This window comes from Candidatus Acididesulfobacter guangdongensis (assembly GCA_004195045.1).
Taxonomy (GTDB): Bacteria; SZUA-79; SZUA-79; order Acidulodesulfobacterales; family Acidulodesulfobacteraceae; genus Acididesulfobacter; species Acididesulfobacter guangdongensis.
Genome location: SGBC01000001.1, coordinates 146,688 through 158,768 on the forward strand (window position 1 = coordinate 146,688; position 12,081 = coordinate 158,768).

The following is a 12,081-nucleotide window of genomic DNA, read 5'->3' on the forward strand; positions in this document are numbered from 1 at the left end:
CTATTCGTTTTATATGTTACTCTTAATAGCTGCAGCAAAAGATGCTCGCCATGATTTAAATTGACGTCCGGAACAAAAAAAAGACGCTGAGTGCTGCTAAGCATCAAAAGACGTCCGTCCTGATTTGAATTGACGTCCGTCTCTAATTTATCACAATTTACCGCTTATTTATCTATATTATACATAAGATATCTTATTTGCAATAATAAAATTATATATTTTTTCTTCAAGCATATGATTTTTAAGATTTTCATAATTTTCTTTATCATTTGCATATAGTTTTTTGATTTCTTCAAATTCTAAACCCGACTCTTTAGACGTTTGGCGGTAAAAATCTTCTATGTCTTTATCGCCGACTTCAATTTTTTCTATCTTTCCTATGTTTTCTATTAAAAGATAAGAAATAATATCTTTTTTTGCCATAACTTTCAATATATTAAACATATCCTGTTTTTGCTTATCCGTCATTGAAGCATTTTTATATTTTTCGTCTTTCATTAAGTTGTCAAATCTGGCTCTTGCGTCCTGTTCAATCATACTTTCGGGTATTTCAACCGGATTATTTTTAATTAATTCTTGGGTTATTGCCTCAATGAGCTTCTGCTGCTGTTTTTTATCTTCATAAGTTTCCAGTTCCTCTCTCAATTTTTTCTTAAAATCTTCTACGCTTTCAAAATCTCCAAAATTTTTAAGTATATCTTCGTTTAAAACTGGCATAATCTTCTTTTCAATATTTTTAATTATGCCTTTTATAGTAACGCCTTTTTCTTTATCGTCAAATTCAAAACTGTCGCCTATTTTTTTACCGTTAAATGACGACTCCAGGTCCTTTTCCGAAGCACCGGAATTGATATTTAACGTATAATCTTTTGCGCTGTCGATAGTATTGTTTTCAGAATCTACGGTAACATAATCTATATGGACAAGATATCTGTCGTGTTCGTTAATGGTTTCATCGGCGTTCAATTTAACAGTTTCAGACATTCTTTCAAGAAGGTAGTTAATTTCATCTTCTAAAACCGCTTCTGTAATTTCTCTTTTTTCAATTTTTTTAATTTTCAAATCTAAATTAACGCTTGATATACTCGGGAGAACTTCAAATCCTATCTCATAGGTATCTGCCGATAATTCCCTGTCAACGGATGGATTGCCTGCCAGCATAATATTTTTATCGCTCACTAACTTTTTAAAGTCATCATTAAGCACATCCATTTTAGCTTCTTCTAAAAGTTCTGCTTCATGAAACTTTTTGATTACTGAAATTGGAGCTTTGCCTGGTCTAAAACCTTTTATATTCGCTTTCTTAGCAACTTCTTTTAATTTTGATTCAACAAGACTGTTGACTTTTTCAGTATCTATCTGTATTTTTACTTTTCTTTTGATAGGAGAAATTTCCTGCACTACAAGTAAATCTTTGTTCTGCGCTATATCGACATTCCCTGCGTTTTCTTCCACTATTGAAACCTCCGGATAGTTATTCTTCGTTTAAATATACTTACTTATATTATAAGTTATAGCTATTTGTACTTAATTGTACTTATTTGTATTTAGTTAAGTTTATTTGCATTTATTGATATATAGTTATACTTAATTAAATTTAATTGTATTTATTTATACTTATTTGTATTTATTTGTGCTAAGTTATATTTACTTATCTTGCTACACTTATTTGTATTTATTTATACTAAGTTATATTTACTTATCTTGCTACACTTATTTCTGCTTATTTTTATTTATTTAGTTATGTTTATTTATATTACGCTTATTTATGCTTATCGCTCGCTATCCGACAAATATCGGTCTTTTAGACAGCATATCGGCAACGTTAAGATTTCTAAAAGGCAAATCTTTGGTCTGGTCTAAAATTTCTTTAACAAGCGCATCTTTGGTCATATTTTCAGTTTTTCTGTCTCGGTATCTGTTTCTTACGGATAATAAATTTGAGGTTTTTTCTTTTTCGCCTACAACCAAAATGTATGGAACCCAGTCCTCTTCCGCAAACATTATTTTTTTACCCATGCTGAAATCTCTATCGTCAATATCAGTTCTTATTTTATACGAAGAAATATTTTTCATTAATTCCGCGCAATATTCCATATATTTTTCAGAGACCGGTATAATTCTGACCTGTGTGGTACTTAACCATAGAGGTAAAACAGGAATTTCCTTTTTAAGCGCTTCTTCTAAGAGCAGATACATCCAGCGTTCTATTGTTCCGACTGAAGAATGGCAGATTGTGCATCCCTCTTTTTCGCCTCTTTCATTTACAAAATTGATGCCGTATCTTTCCGCATCAATAACATCTAACTGAACGGTTGAAAGCTGACACGAACCCCCGACGGAATCAATTCCTTGAAATTCGTGTTTTAATGCCCAGTAATGTTTCATTTTAGATAGATTTTCAATTAACGCCGGTTTTTTGGAATATTTTAAAAGGCTGACCAATTTGTCTTTGTATTTATCGTAATATTCCTTAACTATTCTGAATACCACGGCATACTCTATATTAATGGCATCTGCCAGGTCGGAATACTGTCTGTAAAGTTCCTGATATTCATCGAATCCTTCTTCAATATTGCTGCAAAAACTGTGTATGTCCGGCATCGTAAATGCCCTCAAACGTCTTAATCCTGAGAGTTCTCCGCTTCTTTCATATCTGAAACTTTTTGAATACTCATAAAATCTCAATGGCAGCTGTTTATAGCTTATCTTTGCATCTTTAATCATAGAAAATAAACCAAAATCTCCGGCAAATCGCAGCACGAATTCTTTTGTTCTGTCAAAAACAATTGACGCTGAGTCGTCTTTGATTTTTTCGTCAGGCACCATTATAGTATAATGCCTTTCATGGAAAGATTCGCCTTGTCCTTTGATATCGGGCTTGTTCCAATTATATATCAGAGGGGTTTCTATCTCCATACATTTCAGTTTAACTAATGCAATCTCTTCAGCCCAGTCTGAAATAAGTTTATACAGCAAAGTTCCTTTAGGATAAAGCCTTAAATGCCCGGAGTCTGAATTATCTTCATGGTCGGCAATTTCAAGACGCCGCATCGCTTCGACTGAAGGAGGTTCTGCGCCTTCTTTTACCTTAAATTCTTCAAATGCTATAAACTTTTTTAAAGAAGGGTATCTGTTTAATATTTCGCTGTCTAAAATATTTTTATCGTTAATATCTATTGGTATTTCACTGCCGTCCGGATTTAAAATAAAAAATTCGCTTTCTACCTCTTTTGCAATATCATCCCTGTTTTTAGATTTTGCAATTTTGTTATTAGCGGCATTAACATCCGATGCCCCTGTTCTATTTCCTGAAGAAGAGACTATATGCCTTGAAGATTCGCTCAGCGGATGACCTTTGCACGCGATAGAAAAACTTTTATACCATCCGAAAGGCGCTCGTTCTATTCGCACATACGGCAGCGCATCCTGAAGTTTGTTTTTCAGTCCGTCCAATATTTTTATAGCGTCTGACGGTCTTCCCAAATCATTTGATAAGTGCGCATAAGGATATATTATGATGGTAGGCGGTTTTAGTTCGTTGAAAAGTTTTTCGATTTCAATAAGAGCTAAATTTATAATATCATCAGGCTCTGAAGCGTCTGAGCTTTCTATGGTGGAAAAAACTACCAATGAATCATTAAAGGTATTACTTTCATGAACACTTTCATCTATTTTCTCAGCCATCGGAGTTTTTCCGGTAAGCCCATAGCTGAAATTATCGGCGTGAATAAGGAGTAATCTCATATTTTTGCGTATTAATCTTTCATTATATTATACTGTTAAATTAGATTAAAATAAATATATTTTCCGGCGTTGCTAAGTTCTATAACATATAGGCTGCCAATGCAGCAGGTTTCATAAATATTATACTTATATAAAAAATAATTTGCAAATAAATTAAACTCAAAAAAAAATCCCGCCGTTTTTTTAAAACAGACGGGAATATTTAAAATTTATATTTATTCTATTATTATTTATATGAAGATATTTGACATATACCAGCATCCTCATTGCTAAAACAAGGGGAGCGGTAAGCTGCTCTGCACATTATTGCTATCGATATCTGATAATATTTCAAAGTTAAAAATCGTTAGGCATGGATTCAATCTCTTTTGCCGTGAAAACAGGTCCTTCTTTGCAGACATAAACGCTGCCTATGTTGCATCTTCCGCATTTTCCGATGCCGCATTTCATTCTGTTTTCAAGAGTTGTGATAATATCTTCTTTATTAAATCCCATTTTTTCTAAGGACTTTAAAACAAATTTTATCATAATAGGAGGACCGCAGACAACGGCTATTGCATTATTGCCTTTAACAGGCAGCTCTTCAAGTATAGTAGGAACAAAGCCGACTCTGCCTTTCCAATCAGGCGTTTCTCCCCCCGGGTCTACCGTAATTACAACATCGGTATTGGCAAAAGATTTCCATTCTTCAATTGCGTTTTTATACATTAAATCCATAACAGTTTTTGCGCCGTATAATACCGTTATTTTCCCGTAATCATTTCTTTCGTCTAAGCAATACTCAAGAATTGATTTGACCGGCGCCATTCCGATGCCGCCTCCGATAAATATTATGTCTTTGCCTTTCATTTTACCGGTATCAAAAAAATTACCGTAAGGACCTCTAAAACCTATGCTGTCTCCAACATTCAAACTGTTGATGCCTGCAGTAGCTCTCCCCGATGTTCTGAAACTGAATTCAAAAAATTCTTTTCTCAGGGAAGACGAGGCAAAACCGAATGTAGATTCCCCCTCTCCTACACAGGAAAATTCCCCGAACTGACCTGGCAGATAATCGATGCTCGCGCCGTCAACCGTGAGTCTAACCGTCTTTGTATCTGGAGTCTCTTGAATTATTTCTTTAATAACCGCCAGCTTAGGCAAATAAATGTTTTCCATTTCAAATCCTTATTAATTATATGTCTTAATTGATTTTAATTTAACTTAACTTGCTTTATATTCATTGCGTTATATCATCTATTAATATTTACTTTATAGTTATTGTATTTACTTTAATTCTAGTTATTCTATATATTTAATAACATTCAAATCTGAATTATAATTAAACCTTACACGAATAAGATTATTAATCCTCCGCTGAATTTTCCATAAGCGACAATTCTGAAGTTATTTCTCTCAAATCTATGTCTTCAGGACAGTTTCTTGAGCATCTGCCGCATCCCACGCATAAATATTTATTAAACTTTTCATTGTATATTTTAAATTTATGCATAAGTCTCTGCCTGTATCTGTCTCCCTGCGTCACTCTAGGATTGTGTCCCGACGTGTGCAGCGTGAATATTCCAAACTGGCAGGAATCCCAGTTTCTTATCCTTTTACCCTTTTCGTTGGTTCCCTCATCCTGAATATCAAAACAATGGCATGTCGGGCAGGTATATGTGCATATACCGCATCCAATACACGATAAAAACTTTTCCTGAAAATAGCTGCTCGTAAAATTCTTATCAAGAAAACCTTGAGTTTTTTTAATGTCAAACGCAGCTTTCCAGTCTTTATCGGCAGGAAACGCTTCTTTTGAAATTTCTTTAAACAAACCGGCGTTTTCAGAAGTTGAATTTATAAGCTCCAATCCTTTCTCGGTCATTACTTTGGCGTAATAGCCGCTGCCGCCTTTTTTAAGCAGAATATCGGAACCGTAGGAACTTTCCGGTGACAGCTGAGCTTCTGTGCAAAAGCAGTAATTATCCGGCTGAACGCATGCAATAGATATTATATATAAATTTTTAAATTTTTCATTAAAAAATTCGTCTTTATAGTCCCAGTTGAAAACTTTTTCCATAATAGGTCCTGCACCCGCATCGCACGGTCTTGAACCGAATATTATTCTCTTCCCGATTTTTTTGCCGCTGTTTCCGGTGCCACCGCTTCCGTTATTGATACCGCCATCAGCGCCGGCATTTTCTAATGGGTCTATGATATTAATATTACTGCCCGAAATGGAGTATTCAAATAATGTTTCTGTTTTTGGAAGCAAATATTCTTTAAAAGACAGTTTAGGAAGCAGGATATTTAAATCTGCATCTTTAAAATCTGTTATTTTATCATAAAATGTATCGCCGTCTTTATCTTTCGGAGCTATTACTTCGTTATTCTGCACAACTAAATTATTTACAAATTTTTCTATGTTGTCCGAAGAAATTTCATAATATTTTTCTTCCATAAGCTGTTTTCTCCATCAAGAATATTAATTTACGGAATATTTCCGTATATATCTTTTATTTATGTTTGTTTATTTTAACTTAAATCTATCTAATTTAAATTTACCTAATTTAAACCTATATATTTTAATTCTTTATTCATTATTCTTAATTATTATTTATTATTTTATAAATTCATTGAAATCATTAGCGTCAAATGTACCAAAAACCGGTTTAGCGTTTATATCTACGCCTGATTTATAGCCAAATTTTTCAAAGACGTCTCTTGCCATTTTCTCATTTACAAGCATAAGAGGTATATTCACCGGACATGCTCTTTCGCATTCGCCGCAGCCGATACATCTGCCGGAAAGATGGTAAGCCCTAATCATATTCCACTGAGCGTTACCTGTTTCTTCTATATTAGTTTCAATCCATTGCGGTGTATTTTTTTCTACTATGCATCTTGTGCAGTAGCATAAGGGACAAGCCTGCCTGCATGCATAACATTTTATGCATTTCTCAAATTCTTTCTGCCAAAACATATTTCTGTCTTCAACACTCATGGCGTCAAGTTCTTCTATTTTTGCATAAGGCTTAATGTCTCCGTTTATTTCAAAAGCAGGTTCATCCGATTCGACAAGATAATCATAAAGCAGAGGGGTATGTACCTCGCACGCTAAGCATTTATCGTAAACGGTAGATTGTTTAACAGAATCTTCTCCTCTGTCAGCCAAGTTTTGCTTCACGACTCCGCGGCATTCAACCCCGATAATTTTTATGTTATCTCTTGAAAGCTGATATTCCTGAATTAAAGTATTGACCGCTTTTTCATCGCATCCTTTAACAACGAGCCCGACTTTTCCGAATTTTTTTACTTCCGGTTTTTTTAAGAAAACAGCTAAATCCTGAACGCAGTGAGCATTGAAAGATAATTTAGATACATCGTTAGGGTCGGTTATAAAAACGGAACGCATTCTTAAAGGATTAGACCCTTTAGTAAAACCTATAATTAAATTTACTTCTTTATTTTCTAAAAGTTCTTTTGCGGTATTTTGCAGTTTATCATTCATTTTTTCCATAAGATATATCCTGTTTGGGCTGATGTTATATATTATTGATTGTATTATATATATTCCTATTTACTTTAGCTAAATTGCACAAGCTGATGTTATTTATATATATTATTGATTGCATTATTTATTGATTGCATTATTTATTTAATTATTTTTTACTGAATATATCGCTGTTGTCCTGCAATGATTTTATTTTATCTGTAAATTCATTTATAACTGAAACCCATTTATTCCCCTCGGACGCGCTTATCCACGAGAATTCTACTCTGTTTATATCAACTCCCAAATAGCTCAGTAAATCCCTGAATGCAGTATATTTCCTTCTTGAATGGTAATTACCGCTGGTATAATGGCAATCACCAGGATGACATCCTGAAACTAACACGCCCTTTGCGCCTTTTTTAAACGCTTCCACAACAAACAGCGGGTCTATTCTGCCTGTACACGGCAATTTAATTACCCTGACATTTTCAGCATATTTCATTCTGCTTGTTCCTGCCAGATCCGCCCCGTTGTAAGTACACCAGTTGCAGACAAAGGCAATTATGCGCGGCTCTTTATCTTTAGCTGTGCCCGCCGAATATTCTTTATTATTCCGGTCGTTCTGAACATCTTCGACTATATTGTTTTCCATGTAAATCTGCTCCAATGTATGTTTAACAATTATTCAAATATATCAGTAAGGTATCAATTGTATATTTATTTATATTAACTATTAAATTTATTTATAAATATAACTCCTAATGTAATTTTAAATATATATTGCACGTTTGCGCACTCTTCAAACGGCAAGAGATTTTATCTCCGCAAAAATCTGCTCGTCTAAATAGCCTTTTAAGTCAATTGATTTAGAAAAACATGCATTTACGCAAGCGCCGCATCCTGCGCATAATCCTGAATTAACATTTGCGACAACCTTTAAAACATTGCCGTTTCTGTCCTTAATTTCTTCTTTGCTTATTGCGCTGTATGCGCAGACTCTCCTGCAGTAAAAACATCCCACGCACGTCGTCTTATTAACAGAAGCAATCGTTCCTTCAACTTCATACTCGCTTTTTGAAAATAGTCCAAGTATTTTAGACGCTGCTGCAGAACCGGAAACAACCGATTCGGGAATATCGCGCGGACCCTGCGCCATTCCTGCAAGATATATGCCTGCAGTTGAAGACTCGGCGGGACGAAGTTTAGGATGAGATTCAGTATAAAAACCATATTTATCGTATGAGATACCGAGCATTTGCGCCATCTTATCGGAACCTTTTTTAGGTATAACGCCGGTTGCAAGAACAACCATATCGGCAGCAATTTCAACCTGATTTCCGGACAGCGTATCCGCACCTTTGACAATCAGCTTTCCATTGTCTTCGTATATCTTGGAAACCCTGCCCCTTAAATATATAGCGCCTTCATTTTCCATCGTGCCTCTGACAAATTCTTCATAACCTTTGCTCGTTGCCCTTATGTCTATATAGAAAACATAGCTTTGAGAACCATGAACCTTGTGCGCAAATAATTTTGCGTGTTTAGCCGTGTACATGCAGCAAACTTTTGAACAGTAAGGAACGCCTTTTTCAGGGTCTCTTGAACCGACGCATTGAATAAAAACAATCGTCTCAGGTGTTTTGCCGTCTGACGGTCTTTTAACAACGCCTTCGGTAGGTCCGGAAGCCGATAAAAGCCTTTCAAACTGCAGTCCTGAAATCACGTCTTTAAATTGACCATAGCCGTATTCGCCGTATAAAGAATTTTCCATTAAATCATAACCTGTTGCGGCAACAATAGCGCCTACTTTTTCTTCTATTATCTCATCCTGCAAATCAAAATTTATACATTTAGGTCCGCAGGCATCGTAACATTTTTGACATTTGCCGCCTTTTTTATAATGCAGGCAAACACTTCTGTCTATGACCGGAATTAACGGAACCGCTTGCGGAAACGGAACATAAATAGCAGTCCTTTCGGATAGATTAACATTAAATTCACTTTTTACATTTTTATGCATAGGACAGATATTCCAGCAGTCTCCGCAGCCTGTGCAATCTTTTTCGACTATGCTTCTCGCCTTCTTTTTTATTTTTACATTAAAATTTCCTATATAGCCGGAAACTTCTTCTAATTCGGAATATGTGTAAAGTTTTATATTGGGATGCTGATATACTTCTACCATTTTAGGAGTCATTATGCAGCTTGAGCAGTCGAGAGTAGGAAATGTCTCATCGAGCTGTATCATTTTCCCGCCGATAGAAGGCTCTTTTTCAACAAGAATAACCTCGACGCCGCCGTTGGCAATGTCAAGTGCAGCCTGTATTCCTGAAATACCGCCGCCTATAACAAGCGCTTTTTTCGTTAGAGGGACCCTTACATCTTCAATAGGTTTGTTCTTCTTTACTTTTTCAACCATCATTTTCAAGAGGTCTATTGCTTTTTCCGTCGCCTTTTCTTTATCTTCATGCACCCATGAAACCTGTTCTCTGATATTTGCTATTTCAATAAAATAAGGATTAAGACCTTCTTTTACGGCAGCTTTCCTGAATGTATTTTCATGCATGTGCGGAGAGCAGGCGGCAAGAACGACTCCCGTGAGATTTTTATCTTTAATCATTTTTCTCAAGGTATTTTGCCCAGGGTCGGAACACATATACTTGTAATCAACCGCTTCGACAACTCCCGGGATTTTAGCAGCCTCTTCGGCTACTCTTTTAACGTCTACGGTTCCCGCAATATTAGAACCGCACCAGCAAACAAATACTCCTATTCGTGCCATAATATATTTACCTCAGTATAAAGTATAAATAACAAACAAATTTAATTTCATAATACGCAATATATTTAATTTAATTTCGGAAAAGGTGTCAGATTAATTTTTTTGCAAATATTTTCTTTGTTAATTGAACTACTCCATATGCAAAAAAATAAAATCTGACACCTTTTCCTTATATTTTGCTTAACCTAGCAAAGAAATACATAAATATTTTCTATTGCAGGATTAAGAATATAAAAACATAATAATAAATACCGGTATAGCGTATAATTAATAATAAAAAATAATAAAACCTACGATATTTTTTTCAGTACTTTATCGGCATTTACCATATGTCCGCCAATAGCCAGTTCCTCCGGGGAAAAACCGAAAGCAAGCCCCAGAAGTTCAGTAATAAACAGAACAGGCAGCCCTATCCTTTCCGCATATTTTCTTTCTATCTCTCTCTGTCTGACATCAAGATTAGAATGACATAACGGACAGGCAACGACTACGAGGTCGGCGCCGTGTTCTTTAATATCATATAAAATCTTTCCTGTTAAAGCCATAACAACGTCAGGTTTTGACAGCGAATTAATAGCTCCGCAGCACTCTGTTTTGTAAGAATAGTCTACCGGAACGGCTCCTGTTAAAGCTACTAATTCATCCATCGATGCCGGTCTGTCGGGGTCGTCAAACTTCATGACCTTAGGCGGTCTTACTAAAAGACATCCGTAATACGATGCGACTTTTAAACCTGACAGAGGTTTTTTAACCAGCGATTTTATTTTTTCTTTACCTGCCACGTTAATTAAGAACTCAAGCATATTAGAGATATTAAGGGAATTGCTGTAAGGCATTTCTAATGAATCCGTTATCTTCTTCTTTAGGATATCGTCTAAACCCATTTCATATTTTGCCGTTTTTAATCTGCTTGAACAGGCGGCGCAAGGCGCCAGCACTTCTTCAAAACCGTTGTTTTCGGCAATTGCAAGATTTCTTGCAGGAAGAGCTACGGACAAATTATGATTCAGACTATGCGCGGCGGAAGCTCCGCAGCAATTCCAATCGGGAATTTCCTGAATTTCAATATTTAATGCTTCTAATATTTTTAAAAGAGATACTTCATATTCAAATGATGTCCCTTTAAGACTGCATCCGGGATAATATGCAAGTTTCATATATTGTATTTTACGGTTAAGCTTCTAACTAAACCGTCCTCCGTTTATTTTATAAAAATAGATACCAACCTGTTATTGATTGTGTGGTTTTTATTACATTTTGACTATTCTTATTTGCCATTAATTATTGCCTGTCGTTTGTCGCTTACCTGCCATTGTTAATTACTTATCGGCAATTAATTATTAATTATTAACCGTTAAGCTGTATAAGCCGTATTTTATTTAATTATTCAATTATTCAAAATCTTTAAATATTTTAGCAATCTGATTTATATCGGAAACTTTGTCGCTGTGCATTTTTAATTTTCCTTTTTCAATCATCTTTGGCGCAAGGAACATATCTCTGAAAAGATGTTTAGTCTTCAGCTTATATTTTCCGACTAATTCAAGTTCAAAAATCCTGCCGTTAGATTTAACATTGTCTAAAAAAACTTCATGAAATGTTTGAACTTCTTTCTCCGTTTTTGATTCTATACCCCTGTTAACGGCAATCTCGCGCAGCACGTCCATTATGCCCGCCACTTCAAAACCTTTAGGGCATCTTGTAGAACATGTATTGCAAGAAACACACAGCCATATAGTTTTAGAATTTAAAACCCTGTCTGCCATGCCCAGTTCCGTCATTTTAATAATCTGGTTCGGAGTAAAGTCCATTTCAAAATTTACAGGGCATCCAGCAGAGCATTTTCCGCATTGATAACATTTTGCAAGCTTATCATGCAGTTTAGATTCTACTTCTCTTGCAAAATTTCTTCTTTCCTGTTCATTTATAACTGTTTTCATAATATAATTTCCATTTTTTTTATTCTATTATTTTTTTACTTTTATCGTGCCGTGTTTTATTGCGCCGTCAACGTATTATTGTTTATTTGTAAATAAAATTATTGCTAAAATTAATACTAAAATTAATACGCTGTTTT

9 protein-coding genes are annotated in these 12,081 nt (G+C 35.1%); all 9 read right to left on the minus strand.

Annotation, left to right across the window (positions count from 1 at the left end):
* Positions 1-177: 177 nt before the first annotated feature.
* Positions 178-1,458, minus strand: a complete 1,281-nt coding sequence (tig, locus tag EVJ46_00745) for a trigger factor (GenBank protein ID RZD16799.1) — start codon at positions 1,456-1,458, stop codon at positions 178-180.
* A 324-nt stretch (positions 1,459-1,782) separates the two neighbouring features.
* On the minus strand, positions 1,783-3,747 hold the full coding sequence (locus EVJ46_00750; GenBank protein ID RZD16800.1) for a threonine--tRNA ligase: 1,965 nt from the start codon (positions 3,745-3,747) through the stop codon (positions 1,783-1,785).
* Between the two features lie 336 nt (positions 3,748-4,083).
* Entirely contained in the window at positions 4,084-4,905 is an 822-nt protein-coding gene (locus EVJ46_00755) for a heterodisulfide reductase subunit F (protein ID RZD16801.1), read from the minus strand.
* A gap of 187 nt (positions 4,906-5,092) precedes the next feature.
* The gene (locus tag EVJ46_00760) at positions 5,093-6,187 is read right to left on the minus strand and encodes a 4Fe-4S ferredoxin (GenBank protein ID RZD16802.1); all 1,095 of its coding nucleotides are present in this window, start codon (positions 6,185-6,187) and stop codon (positions 5,093-5,095) included.
* A gap of 159 nt (positions 6,188-6,346) precedes the next feature.
* Positions 6,347-7,246 carry a Fe-S oxidoreductase gene (locus EVJ46_00765; GenBank protein RZD16803.1) on the minus strand — a complete coding sequence of 300 codons (900 nt, stop codon included), beginning with the start codon at positions 7,244-7,246 and terminating at the stop codon, positions 6,347-6,349.
* A 142-nt stretch (positions 7,247-7,388) separates the two neighbouring features.
* Entirely contained in the window at positions 7,389-7,874 is a 486-nt protein-coding gene (locus EVJ46_00770) for a hydrogenase iron-sulfur subunit (protein RZD16804.1), read from the minus strand.
* A gap of 147 nt (positions 7,875-8,021) precedes the next feature.
* Positions 8,022-10,004 (minus strand): CoB--CoM heterodisulfide reductase iron-sulfur subunit A family protein, encoded by a 1,983-nt coding sequence (locus tag EVJ46_00775; GenBank protein ID RZD16805.1) that lies wholly within the window; start codon positions 10,002-10,004, stop codon positions 8,022-8,024.
* A gap of 290 nt (positions 10,005-10,294) precedes the next feature.
* The gene (locus EVJ46_00780) at positions 10,295-11,161 is read right to left on the minus strand and encodes a heterodisulfide reductase subunit B (protein RZD16806.1); all 867 of its coding nucleotides are present in this window, start codon (positions 11,159-11,161) and stop codon (positions 10,295-10,297) included.
* 234 nt (positions 11,162-11,395) lie between these two features.
* Positions 11,396-11,944: a heterodisulfide reductase subunit C gene (locus EVJ46_00785; GenBank protein ID RZD16807.1), complete on the minus strand. Its 549-nt coding sequence runs from the start codon at positions 11,942-11,944 to the stop codon at positions 11,396-11,398.
* Positions 11,945-12,081 lie beyond the last annotated feature (137 nt).